Origin of the sequence: Wolbachia endosymbiont of Tettigetta isshikii, assembly GCF_041154185.1 — a bacterium.
In the GTDB taxonomy this organism is placed as follows: Bacteria; Pseudomonadota; Alphaproteobacteria; order Rickettsiales; family Anaplasmataceae; genus Wolbachia.
In genome coordinates this window covers 14,193-33,451 of the sequence record NZ_JBFTEN010000012.1, presented here as the reverse complement: position 1 = coordinate 33,451, position 19,259 = coordinate 14,193, and the positions used below count along the sequence as shown (strand labels likewise).

Here is a 19,259-nt window from a genome sequence, read left to right as displayed (position 1 = left end):
TTAAGTAAAAATTGCTGCGGTAGCTGTTTGATATAAAATCTATTTTCTATAACAAACGGGTTTTTATTGCCCATATGACTGGGTAAAGTTGCAAAATCACACAAATAAAAAATTTTTAAAAAACATAGTTGATAGGAAACCGCCAACAGAGCTCTATCTTCTGCGCCACGATAGAGTTGAGATTGTTCCTGGAAGGAATAACGTTCCTTATATATACCGCTACACTGTGAACAATAACAGTTATGACTTTAAGGTCAATAAGCTAACTGGGCGTTCAGCAGTGCTACATCTTAAAACCCTCAATCCTTTGAGTGATTGGTATGGACTGTCACCAATTGAGGCAGCAGCATATAGAATAGATCAGCATAACCAAGCTGGTGCTTGGAATCAGGCAATGTTGCAAAATGGGGCGAGGCCAAGTGGTACAATAGCTGTAAAACCAGCGAAAGATGGGAGCAGTGGAAATTTAAGCCAGGAACAGCATCAGCGTTTGAAAGAACAGATAAAAGATCATTACTCAGGCTCTGTCAACGCTGGAAGGCCAATATTACTTGAAGGAGGCTTGGAATGGAAGGAAATGAGTCTATCGCCAAGAGATATGGATTTTATTGAATCCAAACATAGCTCAGCTCGCGATATTGCACTGGCTTTTGGCGTTCCACCGCAGTTGCTTGGCATACCAGGCGACAACACTTACAGCAATTTGGTCGAAGCACGCCTTTCCATTTGGGAGCAAACGGTTTTACCAACACTTGAAAACATTGTCTGTCATCTAAATTCTTGGCTAACACCAAGATTTGGTGAAGATCTGTGCTTGTCATACGACAAAGATGCAATAGAAATTCTCATGGAAAAGAGGCAAAAGCTTTGGAAATACGTAGAAAACGCAAGCTTTATGACCCTCAACGAAAAAAGAGAAGCGTTTGGTCTACCACCACTTCCGGGTGGTGATGAGTTGGGTTGAAGATTTTATACACAATATAAATATTGCAATATTAATAAATATCAAATATTTACGTTGCATTATTACATTAGTACATTGATAAGTTGGAGGTATTTTATGAATGAAGTACAACAAACAGAGTTAAATAAACAGCTTTTAATGCTATTAAAAAAGGAGGGATAACAAAAGTCAAAAAGTTAATAGAAGATGGAGCGAATATTGATGCAGTAGATCTGTATGGACGTACTCCATTATTATCTGGCTACTAGAAGTGGTCATCTAGAGATGATCAAAACTCTAATAAACAAAGGTGCTTGTGTTAATAGAGTAGATAAAGATGAAAGAATTCCATTACGTTTAGTTGTTGAAGATGATCATACAAGACTTATACCTCACTTATTCCTTGAACCCGGTGTGCAAAAAGTTGTTTCTATCGAGCACGAACATGAGGAAGTAGCAAAGATTTTGGTAAAATACACTCTGTTAAAAGATACCGAAGTGAACAGACCAGATTATTTAGAACAAGATTCTAATTTTAACAGGAAGGTGTTAGAATATTGGAAGCAATGTCAAGAGGAAATCAGTAAACTTAAAGAAGAGAATAAGCCACTGTATGACTTTTTAAGAGAAAGCAACATTGATAATCTAGTTAGTATATGGGAAAGAAATAAAAATGTACGCAGTAAATTTGGCAAACAAGAAAGCTTACAAGAACAATATCCAGAATATGCCCATATTTTAATTAACAAGGCTAATGAAGAAGAAAAAGGGGAATGTTTAAAAAAGTGTGTCAAACCGAATTTTTTAATTCAACCAGATTTTTAATCTACCAGGGGAAAAAATATCAAGTTGAGATATAGTTAAAGCCCAATTAGGTATAGCCATAGTCCAATTCTGTTCTGCCTTTTTTATGAGATTTTTCTGCATAATCCACAGACCATTAGTTGATGCTTTATCAATACATTATGTGTGTAATTTCAAAACTATGACATTTGCTAGTATAAAAAACTTTTTTGAAGTTCACAGTGGTGATTTTAAAGAAAAACTTGGAAATGGAAGAATAACTCTGATTAACTTTGTAGATTTTCAAGATATTAAGGAGAGACATATTCCTACATTAAAAGTACAGGCATTTGAAAAGTTTGTAGAAAGTAGTGTGCCAAGTGGAAATCTTAATAATCAAAACGTTGAGCAACACCTGGGGTTGTGGTCCTATTGTTCGATCTTTAACCACTCAATGCACATAGGCCTGCTGGGCCTATGCTTAAAAATGTTTGTACGTGAATATACAACGAGCACCGTTTGCCAGTAAAATAGCACTTTACTTTACGAAGAATGTGGATATCATTTGAAATATATTTTTGAGAATTGATATGTCAGAGGTTGCGGACGTAGAAATCAAAGAGCAAGCTGTGTGTGAGAAAATGTGTTTTAGCGTGAGCCGCGCAAGTCTTTTAAATATGCTATCCAGAGTAAGTGGAGTGGTTGAAAGGCGTAACACGATAGATGTTTTAGCTTGTATAAATATCAAAGCACAACATGGCAGCATAAAATTAAAGGCCACTGATCTTGATATTTCAATATTTGCTTCACTTGCTGCAAATGTGTCATCGGAAGGAGAAGTAAAAATCTCAGCACATACTTTACACGACATAGTGAAGAAGTTGCCAACTGATTCAGATATTAATTTCAGAATGAATGATCAAGGGAAATTATTGATATCTTGTAGAAACGCAAACTTTTCTTTACCGAATGTAGTGTCAAATACCTTTCCTGTCCTTGAAGAAGGGGATCATGAATATGATTTCACTCTGCTGAGTGCAGATTTGGTAGACCTATTAACTAAAACGAAGTTTGCTGTTTCACTAGATGATACAAGATACAATTTGAATGGGATATACTTGCATACGGATGAGCAATTTCTGTATTGCGTTGCAACCGATGGCCACCGTTTATCGTGTATAAAGAGGCCTAAACCTGAAAATATCAACGGTAAACTTGGTGTGATAATCCCGCGTAAAACTTTCATGGAGCTGCTGAAAGTATTGGATGATTGTAATGAAATTAATATAAAGCTCTCAGACAGAAAAATCAAATTCACATGCGGTGAGTATATTTTAATATCAAAATTAATAGATGGAACTTTTCCAGATTATAAAACTGTTATTCCGGCATCTCAGGATAAACAAATGATTGTTGAGAGTGGCAAGCTAGCTAGCGTTATAGATCGGGTTTCCGTTGTTGTATCCGATAAAATAAAATCCATTAGGTTTTCGTTACAAGAAAAATTATTAACTCTAAACTCAAACTCACAAGAGTGTAGTGATGCAACTGAATCCATAGAGGTAGATTATAATGAAGCTCCTATAGAAATAGGGTTTAATTCACGCTATTTGCTTGATGTTTTGTCCTGCATAAAAAACAAGTGTAAATTTAACTTGTCAGATGGCAATGGTGCTACAATTATCACTGATGAAGATGATCCAAATGTATTATATATAGTAATGCCAATGAGGACTTAAGTTAGTAATCTATCTTTACCAAATATAAACCGCAAGGTGGTGCAGTAACTCCAGCAGCGTTTCTTTTACGTTGGTTTAATATATTTAGCATTTCTTCTGGATTAGTTTTGTTTTTTCCAAATTCAACCAAAGTGCCGACAATGATCCTCACTTGATTATGTAAAAAAGAAATAGCGGATATTTTGATGTATATATGACTCTCATTTTGTACTATCTCGATATCATCAATCGTTCTTACCGGATTTGCAGCTTGACAGTCTTTTGAGCGGAAACTTGAAAGGCTGTGCTTTCCAAGCAGATGTTTAGCTGCTTCACGCATGATGTTTACGTCAAGTGGGTTAAATACTTGCCATACATAACCAGCTTCCAAAGCTGCAGGAGCATGGCGGTTAATTATTCTATATTCGTAGCGTCTTTTTTTTGCTGAGAATCGCGCGTGAAACTCATCATCTACAACTTCTGCATTGAGCACGACTATAGGAATTGATTTTAAGTGATAATTTATTGCGTTCCTTATTCTGTAAAGCTCAAATTCCCTCTCCATATCAAAATGAGCAACTTGTCCTAAAGCATGAACTCCTGCATCAGTCCTGCCACCGCAGTGCAAAGTGACTTTTTCTCCACTGAAATTAAATATAGCGTTTTCTATGGTCTCCTGGATTGAGTCAGCAGAATGTTGTTGTTTCTGCCAACCAGAGAAACTACTACCGTTATATTCTATCGTTATTTTGTATCGCACTACAAAATCTATCTAATTTTCTATCTTATACCAAATCTCACTGGTAATAGAATAAATTAATAAAGAGTACTTCTTGCCTACAGCTAGAGGTTTAGACAAATTTATGGTGTGTTCTACTTGGATGACACATAACTAGTCCTAAAATCACAATGTTTGTGCAATTTCAGTAGCAGGTTGCTTGAGTCCATACTATTATATAGTATTATACTATATAAAATATGACCTTTAAAAAGCTCAATCTACACTTAATATCAGATTCAAGTGGTGAAACCGTTATATCAGTCGCAAAGTCAGCTCTGAAACACTTTCGTTCTGTAGAAACAATTGAATATGTTTGGTCTTTTGTGAAAAAAGAGGAACAAATTGATAGAATTTTGGAGGAAATCAATAAGAAAAGTGATGAGCATCACTTTGTTATATGTACTATTACTGATGATGAATTAAGAAAATATTTAAAAGATAATTGTATAAAATTGGAAATTCCCTATCGAGCAATATTATCACATATCATTAGAGAAATTTCTTCCTATCTTGAAATTGAAAAAGACGAAAAGCTTGACTTGCATACTGAGATAAATAATGAGTATTTTCACCGTATTGAGGCAATAAACTACACTATTAATCATGATGACGGACAAAATATTCAAGATATTGACAAGGCAGACATAATCTTGATTGGAGTTTCGCGTACATCAAAGTCTCCCACCAGTATGTATCTAGCTTATCGGGGCTATAGGGTTACAAATATTCCCTTTGTTAGTGAGGTACCCTTTTATGTTGATTTAACAAAGTTAGAAAACAAGCTGACAATAGGGCTAACAGTAGATGCAAGTAGGCTGGTGGAAATACGCAAAAATAGACTTACTTCAATTAACAACGAAAATAATAATGTATACGCTGACCCTAAGAAAGTAGAAAAGGAAATTAAAAAGGCAGAGGAACTTTTTAAACAAAACAATTGGCCAATTATAGATGTAACACAAAAGTCGATCGAGGAAGTGTCAGCAACGATTATACAATATTTTAATAGAATGTGATAAATTTATCAATTGACTAACTCTTTGTAAGTAACCATAATATAAAATAATTTGGTTTTCGCTATAGTTATGAAAGTTAAAGGCTCACTAAAGTCCCATCGCAGCAGAGATAAAAACTGTAAAGTTGTGAGAAGGAGTGGTAAAATTTACGTTATAAATAAAGTAAAGCCAAGGTGTAAAGCCCGCCAGGGTTCTTGAGTATCAGTTATAAATTGATTATGCAAGGGGATATTGCTTGCCTTGAGGCAAGCAGTGGCTGTGTCAATTGTATATCCGGGCTTGGTTTGCGGTAAAAGGGTTCTAAGCTGTAACTAGGGTGCTTAGTTTTTTGTTCACTTTTTCATGTTATATGTTTTTTTAGTTTTTAATATGTAAAAGTATGATGTTTGTATTTAGGAATAAGAAGAGGCTACTGTATTTAAGTACAGCTTTGCTCATTTCTTCTCTTACACTATATTTAATATCAGTACGATTACGGGTAAACGTCGCTTATCAGCATTAATGGATTTAAAAAAAAAGAGATAGAGTACAATAAACTTTTGCTGAAGCATATATCTTTCGAAAGGGAGAAGTTGAGTAATAAAGTGTTCGGCCTATATGAAAAAAGCTTAGATTTGGATCTGCTTGACGAACAAGCAAGAAATGCTCTGTGTTATGTGAGTCCTAAAGAATTAATGGTTATTCTTGATGTGGAATAGCAACATCTTTAAACAAAAGAAAAAACCCGCTATAATCCAAGTGCAGGCATTGTAAACGAGGTGAAAGTGAAAAATATCTTATTAGCGCTTTTAGTACAGGCTATGTTTGGGTTGTCATCATTTGCAGCCGATCCTATTTTGCTCAACTGTATTGAAACTCCAGAGATTTATGATCTTGATACAAAACCAAAAAGCTTTAACTCTTCAAATAATTTAAGAAGAAAACCTGGTTCTCCAAGTAGCGCAACAGGGGAATTGATAAGCATAGTGGGTAGAGTTACTGATGTAAACTGTTTGCCAATACAAAACGCTGTAGTTTCTATGTGGCACGCGAATTCACACGGCGTAAACCATTATGACGAGAATGTGGAGGATGATAAGCTTGATCCAAATTTTGCTGGGTCAGGAAGGTTTATAGTAAATAACCTTGGCTATTATAATTTTATTACAATAGCACCTGGAAAAATTGGTGATAGGGCTCCACACATCAACTTTTTGGTTCAACATCCAGATTTCCCAGAGTTCACAACACAAATGTTCTTTTCCGACCATAACTGCGACAACTGTGCTGATTCTGTTCTTGGGAATCTTATTGATAATGGGCTTGCAAGCCTTCTGATAGTGCCGTTTACTTATAATGATCGGGCCATTAAGACCTACACATTTAATATCACCTTAGGTGGGTATAACAAATTTTCTGACAAAAGATAAAACCCTTGCATATCAGGGGAGTTCATAGTAGTCTTAAGCGCTGTTGTACTTAAAATGTATATGAAAAACATCTTACTAATGTTTTTACTATGTTTTATGTGCAGCTTACAATTATTTGCAACGGAGATATCAACAATGAAGATAACAATTTCTAAGGCTTTACCTGATTTTGAAACACTAGTAATAGGTTTGTTTGAAAATGATGAATTTATAAGTAACGTTAAGGTTTTACAAGACAAGCAAATTATAGATAACATCAAAAGATTTAGTGATTTCAATGGAGGTTTTGGTGAATTTTTCTCCATTACTTCATCAGAGGGAAAGAATGTTATTGTTGCTGGGCTTGGCAAGATAGATGAATGGGATGAAAACAAAGAATTAAATATTGGCGGAAAAATATATTGCGAACTAAGCAGATTAAAAATCAAGCGAGCGGCAATTTCAACCGAAGGCAATGCAGCAAATGTCGCATACGGTGCATTTTTGCGCAGTTTTAAGTTTAATAAGTATAAAACCAAAAGGGATGAAAAAGTTACAGAAGTAGAGGAGATCACAGCGCTAGCGAAAGATGAGCAATTCAGTAGTGCTGAAGAATCATTTGAGCGTTTAAGACAAGAAGGTGAAGGCATATTTCTTGCACGTACTCTTACCACTGAACCACCTAATATTTTATATCCAGAATCCTATGCTGATTATATAAAAACCGAACTTACTAAGCTTGGCCTTGAAATCGAAGTGCTTGGTAAGAAGCAAATGGAAGAGAAAAAAATGGGAGCATTGCTTGGGGTAGCACAAGGAAGTAGTAAAGAGCCAAAATTAGTAGTGATCAAATGGAATGGAGCTTCCAAGGAACAAAAGCCTGTAGCTTTTGTGGGTAAAGGCATAACGTTTGATACTGGTGGAGTATCACTCAAGCCTTCGCGTGGCATGGAGTCAATGAAGTATGACATGGCAGGTTCTGCTACTGTAGTTGGGGTGATGCGTACTCTAGCTGGACGAAAAGCGAAGGTAAATGCAGTTGGCATAGTTGCACTTGCAGAAAATGCAGTGGACGGTAATGCTCAAAGACCAAGTGATGTAGTAACTTCGATGTCTGGACAGACAATAGAGGTATTAAACACCGATGCAGAAGGAAGGCTCATACTTGCAGATGCTTTGTGGTATACGCAGAACAGATTCTCACCTAAGTTTATGGTTGATCTTGCAACTTTAACTGGTGCTATAGTGGTTGCGCTTGGGAATAATGAATATGCTGGTCTTTTTTCCAATAATGATGAATTAGCAAATCGTCTTATCGATGTAGGAGATGAAGTAAACGAGAAGTTGTGGCGTTTTCCTATGAATGAGACTTACGATAAAATTATCGACTCACCGATTGCTGATGTCCAAAACATCGCTCCTGCAGGCTCTGGCGGAGATAGCATAATGGCTGCGCAATTTTTACAGCGTTTTATAAATGAAACTTGCTGGGCACATTTAGACATTGCAGGCACGGCTTGGCATGAAAAAGGCACTGATATTTCTCCAAAAGGGGCGGTAGGTTTTGGTATAAGGTTGCTTAATAAATTGGTTGAGAAATACTACGAAACGGGTAATTGAAGCCTTAATACTGAAATTTAGAAAGCTATCACTTTTTGATCTCTTCTTTTGGGCTTGCTGGTTCAGAACTTGGATTTTTTACTGTAGAACCTGGTGGCTTTATTTCTTTCACTTTCTCATTAACTTTTTCCTCTACCTCTTTTATGTCACTACCAATTGCCATAATTTTAGATAGAAATTCCTTCATAAGCTCCTCAAGTGCTTTCTTATCAGCTTCTTGAGTACTAAGACCTTTTTCTATAGCCTGTCCATACCATTTTCCCCATCCCTTGGAAAATTAATGATTCCATCCTTTATTAATTCCTTTATAGCAGACCGTTGCTCTTCATTTTGAAGCATTTCTATTACACTTGCCTTATCCTGAATGTTTTTTATTTCTTCACTTTCGGTGCGTAAAGCAAGTTGAGATGATTCCTGATACAATTTATAAAAATTTTTGTCTCTGTCTTGAATCTGAATTACAGGTAATTTATCAATTATATTTTTCACAAAACTTTTTACTGCTTTCCCTAAAGACTCAGCACTTTCTTTTATCTCACCTCTATGTTGATATATAGCATAACCAATAGCAGCCTACAGCCACTAGTGCTACAAGCCCAGCTAGTGCTAATCCACCACCCATTAATGCACCAGCCACTCCTACTATCGCTAATGTATCTGCTAGTGCACCTGTTAGTGCTGTAATAGCTGCTCCACCTATAACTCCTTGAATTAACAACTGGTTACCTAAAGTTTTGAGCTTTTCCATCATTACCGGATCTTTACCAATTTGCTCGGCTAGTTTTTTAAACTTTTCTTCTTCTGGTAGTTTTCCTGATATAGCTTTTAAGAACTCCTCGCCCTTGTTGCCACTTAATAAATCAGCTACGTCTTCCGCTTTAGTTAAATCTAAATTTTTCAGATCTTCAGTTTGATCCAAAAACCCTTTTGCTGCTTCTTTCAAACTGTCATTTCCTTGAATAAGTTCAACTAAACCTTGAGTAAGGTATTCACTGTCTGCGTTTGTCGCACCACCTTGCAGCATATTTAATTCCTATCAACTATAAATATACCTAATTATACATAACAATTATTAACTATATCATAATTAGCATGAAGTAATTAATACAATTACCTCTTTTCAAACATGGAATTTGTACTACAATACCTAAATTATATGAAAACAAGGTACTCTATGGGTGAAAAAAAATTAAAAGCCGCTGTGGTTTTATCAGGATGTGGTCATCTCGATGGCGCAGAGGTGAGAGAAGCTGTTTTAAGCTTGCTCGTACTTGATCAGCATGAAGTGGAAGTTAAATGCTTTGCACCTGATATCAATATTACACAAGTTATGAACCATAAAACAAAAGAGGCAGTAAAAGAGAAGAGGAATGTACTTGTAGAAGCAGCAAGAATTGCAAGAGGTGAAATATATGACCTAAAGGAAGCAAAAGCTAAAGATTTTGACATGCTAGTTGTACCCGGCGGATATGGAGTTGCGAAAAACTTATCTGACCTAGCTGAAGGTAAAGACGTGGCAACAGTAATACCTGAATTTAAAAGATTAGTTTCAGAATTTTTTGCTGCAAAAAAGTCAATAGGAGCGATATGCATATCTCCAGCGGTGGTTGTTTTTATTTTAAGTAGTAAAATAGGCGAAAGAAGAAATAAAATTAAGGTGACTGTAGGAGATGACAGAGAAAAGTTGATAGAAAAGCTTGGTGGCGAGCATATAAAGTGTGATACAGAGTTGTCAATAGAAGACGAAGAACATAATGTATTTTCCTGTTCTGCTTATATGCGTAGTGACGAAAGTACGTACTCTGTATATCAAGGGATAAAACATATGATTGACAGCATGGTAAAAAAGATCAACAAAAGAAATTAGTACCAAATCCCAATGGTAATAGGACAAATTTAAAGATACCGTTTACCAGTCAACAATGGTGTCATTCCGGCTCCCCCTTTCTTGTCATCCAAGTACCTTCTTTTCTTATCATCCCAGTACTTGATACTGGGATCTAGGATACTACTTTAGTAATAAATATTTAGGAAATTTACCAAGTGAGAAAAAAGACAATAAAACCCCGAGGTAGCTAGTTATTCCACTCTCTATTTTAAAATCCGGCATTGGGTGATGTCTTAAGCGACTTACAAGCGCGTTTCAGCTTGTATAGGCAAAAACCTAGAAGTTTTATGAAGACATGGAGTACACATAGTGCAAAAATTTAAATATGAAACGCCAAATACAAAGTTTCCTTTGTCATTTTAATCTGCAGATTGCGAAGTTAAATGAATAGCTTCAGTATCATTATAAGGGTAACGGCGGAGGTTGTCAAGTAGTTTTTTGTTTCTATTGGGTAGCTTTCCTCTACTGTTGTCTGTCCACTTTCTGTGTAGTGGAAATTGGACTGCCAAAGTTATATTGACACTAATCATGTACTACTAAATAATTAGCTAATTTGGAGTTTATTTAGTATGCTGCGTATTATTGCAGGGAAATATCGCGGAAGAAAGATAGCCACAGGTAAGCATTTAGCCGCACGGCTTACTATGGGTGTTGTCCGGGAAGCAATATTCAACACACTTTTTTCAAAAAAGCCTATTTATAACTCGAATGTGCTTGATTTATTCTGTGGAAGTGGCTCTTTTTCATTTGAAGCACTTTCCCGCGGTGCTAAACATGCATTCATGGTAGATTCAGATTACTACAATTTGCAATTGCCTAAGAAAACGGCAGAAAATCTTGGAATTACTGACGATATTACGCTAATTTGCTGCAGCGCTGACAAATTACCAAAACCCATTTCACAATGCAACATAGTTTTTATAGATCCACCTTACAATAGTAATCTAGTCCACTCAACTTTAGAAGGATTAGCTCACTCAGGCTGGCTAAGTGATGATGCATTGATAATTCTAGAGATCAGGAAAAACGAAGATTTTCAGTGCAATAAAAATTTTAGTATAGTCTTGGAGCGCACTTACGGAATAGCAAGAATAATTTTTCTTTCCCTATCAACTTAAACTTGCATATGCGCTTCATTCTGGGATTCCAATGCCTTCAGGAAGGGTTCTAATTTTATTTGTGTCAAGTTTCTGGAAAAATCACTTATAATGTAGCCATTTAGATTAAACTTTTCGTTAAGCCCTTTGCCTACTAAATATTTATGTGCATCTTCAATAAATTCATTTTCTATTTCTTTGTAACTGGTATATTTTGTTGTACCTTCATTATCCTCACAACAAACTAAATGTTCTTTATGATCGGTGTGAATATTCTTATTATTACAAGGAATATTAGGATTATGTTCAAGCACTATATTTTTTCTTAACCTTTCTCCAGATAGATCATCAAGTTTATTAACAAGTTGTGCTTCTTCTGGGATTACAGTATCCCCTTTCCTGCCAGCAATTAATACAAGGCATTTCGTATTCTCTACAACTTTCTGTGGATTAAAATCTAACCCACAACGCCCAAACCAAAAATTCAAGAATTTTGCAGGAAGCCGCCTCGTGAAAAAGCCCCCTACTTCATGAGGAAAGTTATTAGTTGCATCTTTGAGCGAACTAAAAGAATTACTGTGAATTAGTGTCAAATGGATACCCTGATCTTCAAATCTTTTCAGAACTTCCGCTGCAACTCCTCCTCCAAGAGAGTTAGTATCTAAAACTATGTCGTTTGGATCTATGCCATCTATAAGCAACTTGTTCACCATTGCCATCCCGGCTTGGACTAATTCTTCCCCATTTGTTAGAAAGTTATACAGTGCTACAATCTTCTTTCTCTCCAAAAGGAACTCTATAATATCTTCTATATCTTCTTCTAACTCTTGATCGCAAGTCTCACCTATAAACTCTTTCTTATAACGCTTTATCCATTCAGGGCTGACTTCATTTTCCAAAAACCTTTTAATTCTATGTACAACAAACTTTTGCTTAATAAAGTCAAAAAACACCCATGATAAAACTACGATAAAACATATGGTAGCCAAAATTAATAATACTGATGATGCACAAGCTAACCCCGTAAGCACTTTTTTTGATTTTTGATTCTGGCGCGCCAAGTATAACGACATGATAGAAGCAGTGGACAATATAGCAAAACATAACCATAGTGATATTATCCTCCTAGTAAATTTTTTTTCTTCATCGTCCAATTCTTTTTGAAAGAGTTTTGGGTTAACAATTCTGGAAAAATAAGGATAGTCGAAATAATGCTTAACTACATTAAATTTACCTTCTTGCTCTTTCGATTCGTCTTTACCAAGTATATTAATCTTAATACACCCAAGTATCCCAAAAAAGTTTATTATGTGTTTTGCATTTTTTTCTGGCTTAATGTTGGGATCAGGATAACAAATAACTTTCATTTTTTCATTGATAAACATCCTGTTATCTTAACATAAAAACTAAAGAAAGCCTATATAGCTTTAAAACATATCTTAATATGATAAAAAACTATAGGAAACTTCCCACAATTTCTTTTAAGCAAGTTTTGAACTTTTGAAATGCCATGACGTTGTCGATACGTCTGTCAAGAAATGATAGAGTATCTGCAAAACCTTCTGAATAGTCATTAATGAAGAAGAGCATTGTGCTTAGATACACCCCAGCTAATATTGCCCGTTTTGTATAGTAATTAAAATCTGTTGATTGATCATGGATGCCATACCAAATTGCACTAACAGTTCTGTACAAGAGTTTACTAGAAAAGTATGTATTCTTTGGCAATACAGAAAATAGTAAAACATTTTTTAAAAATTCTCTATAATTTGGTAGTTTAGCGTAGTTTGAGAGGCGTATTTGAACAGCTAATTTTACCCGCTCCTGCACTTTCATATCTTCTAAATTGGAGTTTCTTAGCTCAGCTTCCATTGAACTATTTAAGTCCTCTGCTATATACTCCAAAGCGCTATATATTCCATTTTGAAATTTGCAAAAGCTATTAGCTAGGTTAAGGTCTGTGCATGCCTTCAATAAGGTTTCATCGCTTATCCCCTCAAATGGAATTACCCTAATCAGTTCGTCTACTACTGACTTTATTTCATCTTGTTTCATACAACACTATACTAAACAGTACATGTAATTGTACCTGAGATTTTCAAACATTCTGCAAAATGTGTAACCACGTTCTTCGAAATTTTTCCAATGATCAAAAGAAGAACACGCAGGAGAAAGCAATATCGTTACTTCTTCTTTGCTATTTATGGCCTCTTCGAAAGCCAGTTTAAATGCGTTTTCTAGATTATAACACTTCATACAATCTACTTTATTTCCTATAACATTTGCAAAAGCTTCTGTTGATTCTCCAATTAGAAAAGCTTTTCTAATTCTTGTAAAGTGCTTGCTTAGTGACTCTATGCCGCCTTCTTTACTTCTTCCACCAACGATCCAATATATGTTTTTATAAGACAAAATCGCTTTTTCGCTCGATTTGGCATTAGTCGCTTTGCTATCGTTCACAAAAAACACATTTCTATTTTACCAAGTAATTCATTTCTGTGTTTCAAACCTGGGAAGGATTTGACTCCATCGATAATAGTGTTGTTATCTATTTTAAGCAGCTTACATACGGCATATGGGGCTGCTATGTTCTCCGCATTGGATGTTAAGTTTATTTTCATATCACTTACATGAACTGGTTGGATTCCAGCGTTGGGGCACTTGGATGACAAAAAAAGGTAACATCGAAGCTGAAATTGGAATCTTATTTCCAGTGAGTTTGTTGAATACATCAGCGGTAATTTCGTTATCACATCCTATCACGGCAATCTCACTGCAGTTTATCAGTTTTAATTTAGTTGCTATATAATTCTCCATACTTCCATGTCTATCTATGTGGTCTGGTGTAATATTCAGCAATACTGCAATGTCCACATTAATCTTATCCATCAACTCCAATTGAAAAGAGGAGAACTCAATTATATAAATTTCCGCATCTCTTTCTAGATCCAAAACAGGAACACCTAAATTTCCACCAACAGCTACCTTTTTCCCTGCAGATTTTAATACGTGCCCTATTAGTGACACAGTGGTTGATTTACCATTTGTTCCTGTGACGCCTATTACTTTCTGGTTCGTAGCTTTAACTGCAAGAAATAGCTCGATATCCGATTTTATTTTACAGTCATAGCTTCTCGCAAGTTTCACTATCCAATGCGACGTTGGATATGAAATTGGCACTCCAGGGCTTAAAATCAACGTTCTTATTTCATGCCAATTATATTCACTGGGATGAATAAAATCACACTCCCGATACATCATTTTTGCATTTGCTATTTGCTCTTTATTATCATCCCATGCATATATTCTTGCACCGCTCTTCATTAGAGCGTTAATGACAGACAAACCAGTTTTACCAAGACCAAAAACCGCAACATTTTGATTTTTGTATTTGCTCAGTTGCATTACTTTTTTTTCAGAAGATGTTATATAAATTGTTAATAGACTTAACGTAAAGGATTTGCAAATGTTAATTATTACCTGTAGAATATAGAAAAATTAGTAAGGATTTTAATAGGAAAGTAATATGCCATCCGTCACCTTTATTTTACCCGATGAAAGTAAGAAAAGTTATGAAGCTGCAGAGGGAGAGACTCTGCTTAACTTAGCTCACAGAAACGACCCAGACTTGCTTGAAGGCGCATGTGAAGGTTCTCTTGCCTGCTCTACATGTCATGTAATCATTGATCCAAAATTTTATGACGATGTAGAAATGTATAATCCTATATCTGATGAGGAAAATGATATGTTAGATCTAGCTTTTGGCTTGACAGAGACATCAAGGCTTGGGTGCCAAATAAAAATTACAAAAGATATTGATGGCTTGTGTGTAACCATACCAAGAGGTACAAGAAACATATCGCTCGATAAACAAAGGAATGATTAGCTGTGCGTAAGGTTTTCATCTATATTACTGTCTCTTTACTTTTATTTATCCCCGCGGCTTATAGTGGGTTTTGGTATTTTTCCGCATGTAAAACAAAAAATCTTTTAGCGGAAACAATACTATACATTAACGACGAAAAATTCGATATTTCACATGATTTTAGCGGATTCCCCTCTGATCTAATTTTCCATGTGACAAACCCAAAGTTTCCCAGTGGGCAATTAACTATCTCATCAGAAGCTTTAGTGATAAAAAATAGACTATTCGATAAATCAGTATATATCTACATACCAAGCAATGAAATCAATATTACCGTTCATGGCGACGAGAAAAAGAATATAAAATGTCATACAAACAATAACAATCACTTTGTTGTCAAACTAAACGATTTACCATCTTCGCTAAGGTTCGACAGAAATGGCACCGTGATAGAATATATAGACACACTTCGTTACGAAGATCATGGACTGAGATGTGATGTTGCATCTGATTCAGAAAATCAGCAGAGTGTTATAACTGAAGTGAATGGTAAAAGCAATTATATTCAATTTCATCTCAATAAAGAACTGAATGGAAACGCTAAGCTAGGATTCGACTTTTATGCTTATCGGGTTGCAAGTTCCGAGAACTACCTGAACGTTGATACTAAATTTGATTATGAATTTGTAAATCACATCTCAGTCTCTAGAATTAATTTCAACATAGAAAAATTTTTAATTCGGGGTAATAATTTTTCTCTTACTGCAGATGGTGGAATAAACAATTACAATTTAGTTACATCTTCATTTAAAGACAAAATTAACGTGGACGTGTCAAATTATAAAGAATTGATCTGGTTTATGACTGACAAGAAAAGTCACTCGAAAGCCTCGGATGCGCTTGAAAAATTAATATCTTCCTTGTCAGAAAAAACAACTGACGACAGCATTCAATTTTCAATAAAATACAACGATGATATAGGGTCAAGTTTTATTGGAAAGTTATCTGCTACTGATTTTATGAATCAACTAAGTCAAATTACCGAGCTAACCAAGAATGAAAGCGGTAGTTAGCTTACTTTTTACATTGACATTCCACTTAAGCATAAACGCTTTTACTTTGGATAATAAACTCATAGACAAAAGCATGGAAAAGCGAGCAACTAATTTATTTGAAATAATAAAGTGTCCAATATGTTCTGGTGAGTCATTATCTGAGTCCGAGTCTAAAATTGCACACGATATGCGCAAGACGATTCGTAAAAAGATCAGTGATGGACATGCCAACGAGCAAATAATTTCAGAGCTGAAAAATTCTTATGGAGATTCAATTATAATCATTCCGCCTGTAAAATTTAGTACTTATGTTTTATGGTTTATTCCACTCACAATTCTGCTAATAGGATGTTTTCTGATACGAAAATACACCAAGTAGCCCCTCCTCCTGTTATCACTCCCATTAAGTTAAGGAAAAACGGATTTGCGTTGTGCTAAAAGTACCATAAAGAGGAGTCCATAAAACATAACGAGTGACTCTTACGGGATTTGAACCCGTGTTACCACCGTGAAAGGGTGGTGTCCTAACCACTAGACGAAAGAGTCCATACAAGTTAACTAAGTTATACTGATTGTTCATATAAAGTCAATTCAATTGTTTCATAGCGAAACAGAGAGTAGACATATTGCATAACCTAAACTACACGAAAAAAGGCAAAAGAAGCCCCGTGGCGGCTAGTTATTTACTTTTGTGTCGAAATGTTGGCGTTTTTTATCCTAAACGCTTAATAAGTCCGACTTAGCTGCTTTTTAATGCAACTAACCTTAGCCATAAACGTTTAAGAAATTTACTAAGCAGAAAAAAAGGCAAAAAACCTCGAGTAGCTAATTATTCACTAGCTATCTTATAACATTGACGTTTTTGATGTCTTAAACGACTTATAAGCGCGTTTCAGCTTGTATAGGTAAAAAACCAGAAGTTTTAAAAAGACATGCAGTGCACATAGTGCGAAAAATTAAACATGAGACGCCAAATATGCTAAGTTTTTTTCTCATTTAATCTGCACAGACTGAAGATAAATAACAGCTTCACTACTATGATAAGGATAACGGCGAAGGTTGTCAAGTAGTTTTTTCGCGTATACCAAAGCTGGTTTGCTATGCGGGAAGTTTTATTTTGGCGTGCGTGACCTTGAAAGATCGCAGTGCAATACTTAAATTATATAGGTAGTAGGCTAATAATGGAGCTCAAAATGCATAACGTAAAAGGAACCGAAAATTTAAAATTTGATGCTGAAGTAGGGAAAGTGCTGAATATAGTAATTCATTCGCTTTATACCAACAAGGATATTTTTCTGCGTGAGTTAATATCAAATGCATCAGATGCATGTGACAAATTACGCTATGAATCAGAACTAAATCCTAATTTGCTAGATTCAAGTGATGAGTTAAAAATCACCATTAGTGCCAATAAAGATAAGAATGAGCTGTATATAACTGACAATGGGATTGGAATGAACAGGCAGGATTTAATAGACAACCTTGGCACAATTGCAAGCTCTGGTACACAAAAATTCTTGGACGCAATTAAAAATAGCAAAGATTCAAGCCAAACTGTAGAGTTAATCGGAAAATTTGGCGTCGGTTTTTACTCGAGCTTCATGGTTGCCTCAGAGGTGATAGTTGAGTCTCGAAGGGCGGAAGAAGAGGAATCCTGGATCTGGAAATCCAAGGGAGATGGAGAATATTCAATCAGCAAATTAGATGATCAAATCCCTCGTGGAACTAAAATTACCCTGGTTATGCGCCCTGAAAAGAACGAGTTTTTAGACAAGTTTCGCGTTGAAAATATCGTTATTACTTATTCGGATCACATAAACTTTCCCGTTGAATTTGTAAATGAAGAAGGAAAAAGTGAAAAACTAAACAGCAAGGCTGCAATTTGGACTAAGCCAAAAAAGGATGTCACTCAAGAGGAGCACAATGATTTCTTCCGCGGTGTTGCACATGTTGGCGGGGAACCTTGGATGATATTGCATAACAAAAATGAAGGTGCAATAGAATACACGAATTTGCTTTATGTTCCTTCTATTAAACCTTTTGATTTATTTCACCCAGATAGACGTTGCTCCGTGAAATTGTACGTAAATAAAGTGTTTATCACTGAAGATAATGTACAGATCATACCGCAATACCTACGTTTCCTAAAAGGTGTTGTTGACTCACCGGATTTGCCTCTCAATATCAGCAGAGAAACGCTGCAGAACAATCGAGTTGTTGAGAAAATCAGAAAATCCCTCACTAAGCGTGTGATATCAGAAATCGGTAAAAAGGCAAAAGAAAATTTAGAGGAATACACGAAATTCTGGACCAATTTTGGTGCAGTCTTAAAGGAAGGTCTTTGTGAAGCTATGCCAACTGATGAAAGAGAAGCACTGCTCTCAATTTGCAGATTCCATAGCACTAGTGATGATAAATTAGTCAGTATTGATGACTATATAAGCAGAATGAAGCCCGAGCAGGAGCATATTTATTACCTCACAGGAAATAGCTTGGATTCGGTGAAAAACAGTCCGCAACTTGAAGGATTTGTCAGCAAAGGATTGGAGGTTCTTCTGTTTGTTGATCCAGTGGACGATTTCTGGACTAGCGTAATTCATGAATATAAAGATCAAAAATTTAAGTCTGTAACTCGTACGGACGTTGATCTGGAAAAATTCTCCTCAGAGAAAAAAGACGAAGAAAATAAATCGGATGAAGAAAAGAGCAAAGAAAATACGGATTCTATATTAGAGTATTTCACTAAGGTCCTTGGCAGCTCAGTGAAAAGCGTAAAAACTTCCAAAAAATTGACCGATAGTCCTGTATGTTTAGCAGTTGATGGGGGCGCAATGGATCTTAGAATGGAGCGTTTTTTACGTGAGCAAAAACAGCTGAATTACCGCACACCAAAGGTGTTCGAAATCAACACTAAGCATCCTGTAATAAAAAGCATAATAAAATCCCACGCTGAAAATGGTGAAACCCCAACATTGGAAGATATGATCCACTTGTTATTCTATCAAGCTTGTATCGTAGAGGGCGAGGAGATGGACGATGCGAGCCTTTTTGCTAAGAGGTTGAATAACTTGCTTGGCAAGATTGTTATTTAGTGTTATACTGGAT

At 35.7% G+C, this 19,259-nt stretch carries 20 protein-coding genes, 1 tRNA gene and 3 pseudogenes; 15 read left to right on the top strand and 9 right to left on the bottom strand.

What is annotated here, in order from left to right:
• Positions 1 to 142 precede the first annotated feature (142 nt).
• Together AB6N09_RS03335 and AB6N09_RS03330 are read left to right on the top strand one after the other, a co-directional pair.
• A pseudogene (locus AB6N09_RS03335) lies at positions 143 to 964 on the top strand (phage portal protein); the annotation flags it as partial.
• A gap of 216 nt (positions 965 to 1,180) precedes the next feature.
• On the top strand, positions 1,181 to 1,768 hold the full coding sequence (locus AB6N09_RS03330) for a hypothetical protein (RefSeq protein ID WP_411131532.1): 588 nt from the start codon (positions 1,181 to 1,183) through the stop codon (positions 1,766 to 1,768).
• Here AB6N09_RS03330 and AB6N09_RS05745 read toward each other — a convergent pair.
• Positions 1,748 to 1,891 (bottom strand): annotated as a pseudogene (locus AB6N09_RS05745) (IS256 family transposase); the annotation flags it as partial. The gene AB6N09_RS03330 and the pseudogene AB6N09_RS05745 overlap by 21 nt on opposite strands.
• Positions 1,892 to 1,928: 37 nt before the next feature.
• Between AB6N09_RS05745 and AB6N09_RS03325 the strand changes: the two are divergent.
• A complete protein-coding gene (locus AB6N09_RS03325) occupies positions 1,929 to 2,255 on the top strand; it encodes a hypothetical protein (RefSeq protein ID WP_411131531.1) in 327 nt (108 codons plus the stop codon).
• A gap of 61 nt (positions 2,256 to 2,316) precedes the next feature.
• Positions 2,317 to 3,465 carry a DNA polymerase III subunit beta gene (gene dnaN, locus AB6N09_RS03320; protein ID WP_411131530.1) on the top strand — a complete coding sequence of 383 codons (1,149 nt, stop codon included), beginning with the start codon at positions 2,317 to 2,319 and terminating at the stop codon, positions 3,463 to 3,465.
• Position 3,466: 1 nt separating this feature from the next.
• Here dnaN and truA read toward each other — a convergent pair whose 3' ends face one another.
• A complete protein-coding gene (gene truA, locus AB6N09_RS03315) occupies positions 3,467 to 4,204 on the bottom strand; it encodes a tRNA pseudouridine(38-40) synthase TruA (protein WP_411131528.1) in 738 nt (245 codons plus the stop codon).
• Between the two features lie 218 nt (positions 4,205 to 4,422).
• On the opposite strand from truA, the gene AB6N09_RS03310 reads away from it, so the two are divergent.
• From AB6N09_RS03310 to AB6N09_RS03290, 5 genes are all read left to right on the top strand, one after another.
• Entirely contained in the window at positions 4,423 to 5,241 is an 819-nt protein-coding gene (locus AB6N09_RS03310) for a pyruvate, water dikinase regulatory protein (protein WP_411131527.1), read from the top strand.
• Positions 5,242 to 5,310: 69 nt separating this feature from the next.
• The gene (ykgO, locus tag AB6N09_RS03305) at positions 5,311 to 5,439 is read left to right on the top strand and encodes a type B 50S ribosomal protein L36 (protein WP_084221196.1); all 129 of its coding nucleotides are present in this window, start codon (positions 5,311 to 5,313) and stop codon (positions 5,437 to 5,439) included.
• Positions 5,440 to 5,780: 341 nt separating this feature from the next.
• The gene (locus tag AB6N09_RS03300) at positions 5,781 to 5,939 is read left to right on the top strand and encodes a hypothetical protein (protein WP_411131526.1); all 159 of its coding nucleotides are present in this window, start codon (positions 5,781 to 5,783) and stop codon (positions 5,937 to 5,939) included.
• Positions 5,940 to 5,999: 60 nt separating this feature from the next.
• Positions 6,000 to 6,650, top strand: a complete 651-nt coding sequence (locus AB6N09_RS03295; protein WP_411131525.1) for a protocatechuate 3,4-dioxygenase — start codon at positions 6,000 to 6,002, stop codon at positions 6,648 to 6,650.
• Positions 6,651 to 6,746: 96 nt separating this feature from the next.
• Entirely contained in the window at positions 6,747 to 8,249 is a 1,503-nt protein-coding gene (locus tag AB6N09_RS03290) for a leucyl aminopeptidase (protein ID WP_411131524.1), read from the top strand.
• A 28-nt stretch (positions 8,250 to 8,277) separates the two neighbouring features.
• Here AB6N09_RS03290 and AB6N09_RS03285 read toward each other — a convergent pair whose 3' ends face one another.
• From AB6N09_RS03285 to AB6N09_RS03275, 3 genes are read right to left on the bottom strand one after another with little or no spacing between them, the layout of a single operon-like run.
• On the bottom strand, positions 8,278 to 8,436 hold the full coding sequence (locus AB6N09_RS03285; RefSeq protein WP_411131523.1) for a hypothetical protein: 159 nt from the start codon (positions 8,434 to 8,436) through the stop codon (positions 8,278 to 8,280).
• A 50-nt stretch (positions 8,437 to 8,486) separates the two neighbouring features.
• Complete coding sequence (locus tag AB6N09_RS03280; protein ID WP_411131522.1) at positions 8,487 to 8,738, bottom strand: hypothetical protein; 252 nt, start codon at positions 8,736 to 8,738, stop codon at positions 8,487 to 8,489.
• Positions 8,739 to 8,790: 52 nt separating this feature from the next.
• Positions 8,791 to 9,273, bottom strand: coding sequence for a hypothetical protein (locus AB6N09_RS03275; RefSeq protein ID WP_411131521.1), 483 nt, complete (start codon positions 9,271 to 9,273; stop codon positions 8,791 to 8,793).
• A gap of 150 nt (positions 9,274 to 9,423) precedes the next feature.
• Between AB6N09_RS03275 and elbB the strand changes: the two genes are divergently transcribed.
• Positions 9,424 to 10,116, top strand: a complete 693-nt coding sequence (elbB, locus tag AB6N09_RS03270; protein ID WP_411131520.1) for an isoprenoid biosynthesis glyoxalase ElbB — start codon at positions 9,424 to 9,426, stop codon at positions 10,114 to 10,116.
• Positions 10,117 to 10,706: 590 nt separating this feature from the next.
• Positions 10,707 to 11,255, top strand: a complete 549-nt coding sequence (gene rsmD, locus AB6N09_RS03265) for a 16S rRNA (guanine(966)-N(2))-methyltransferase RsmD (protein WP_411131519.1) — start codon at positions 10,707 to 10,709, stop codon at positions 11,253 to 11,255.
• On the opposite strand, the gene AB6N09_RS03260 is transcribed toward rsmD, so the two are convergent.
• The 3 genes and pseudogenes from AB6N09_RS03260 to murD form a co-directional block, all read right to left on the bottom strand.
• Entirely contained in the window at positions 11,252 to 12,601 is a 1,350-nt protein-coding gene (locus tag AB6N09_RS03260; RefSeq protein WP_411131517.1) for a hypothetical protein, read from the bottom strand. The genes rsmD and AB6N09_RS03260 overlap by 4 nt on opposite strands.
• 88 nt (positions 12,602 to 12,689) lie before the next feature.
• Complete coding sequence (locus AB6N09_RS03255) at positions 12,690 to 13,289, bottom strand: COQ9 family protein (RefSeq protein ID WP_411131515.1); 600 nt, start codon at positions 13,287 to 13,289, stop codon at positions 12,690 to 12,692.
• 6 nt (positions 13,290 to 13,295) lie between these two features.
• Positions 13,296 to 14,639, bottom strand: a pseudogene (gene murD / locus AB6N09_RS03250) (UDP-N-acetylmuramoyl-L-alanine--D-glutamate ligase).
• 121 nt (positions 14,640 to 14,760) lie between these two features.
• On the opposite strand from murD, the gene AB6N09_RS03245 reads away from it, so the two are divergent.
• The 3 genes from AB6N09_RS03245 to AB6N09_RS03235 are packed head-to-tail and all read left to right on the top strand — an operon-like array spanning position 14,761 to position 16,533.
• Positions 14,761 to 15,120: a ferredoxin family 2Fe-2S iron-sulfur cluster binding protein gene (locus AB6N09_RS03245; protein WP_411131514.1), complete on the top strand. Its 360-nt coding sequence runs from the start codon at positions 14,761 to 14,763 to the stop codon at positions 15,118 to 15,120.
• A gap of 2 nt (positions 15,121 to 15,122) precedes the next feature.
• The gene (locus tag AB6N09_RS03240; RefSeq protein ID WP_411131513.1) at positions 15,123 to 16,172 is read left to right on the top strand and encodes a hypothetical protein; all 1,050 of its coding nucleotides are present in this window, start codon (positions 15,123 to 15,125) and stop codon (positions 16,170 to 16,172) included.
• The gene (locus AB6N09_RS03235; RefSeq protein WP_411131512.1) at positions 16,156 to 16,533 is read left to right on the top strand and encodes a cytochrome c-type biogenesis protein; all 378 of its coding nucleotides are present in this window, start codon (positions 16,156 to 16,158) and stop codon (positions 16,531 to 16,533) included. Before AB6N09_RS03240 ends, AB6N09_RS03235 begins: the two co-directional genes overlap by 17 nt.
• Before the next feature lie 95 nt (positions 16,534 to 16,628).
• Here AB6N09_RS03235 and AB6N09_RS03230 read toward each other — a convergent pair.
• Positions 16,629 to 16,700: transfer RNA gene (locus AB6N09_RS03230), tRNA-Glu, on the bottom strand.
• A gap of 647 nt (positions 16,701 to 17,347) precedes the next feature.
• On the opposite strand from AB6N09_RS03230, the gene htpG reads away from it, so the two are divergent.
• Positions 17,348 to 19,246 (top strand): molecular chaperone HtpG, encoded by a 1,899-nt coding sequence (htpG, locus tag AB6N09_RS03225; RefSeq protein WP_411131511.1) that lies wholly within the window; start codon positions 17,348 to 17,350, stop codon positions 19,244 to 19,246.
• Positions 19,247 to 19,259 lie beyond the last annotated feature (13 nt).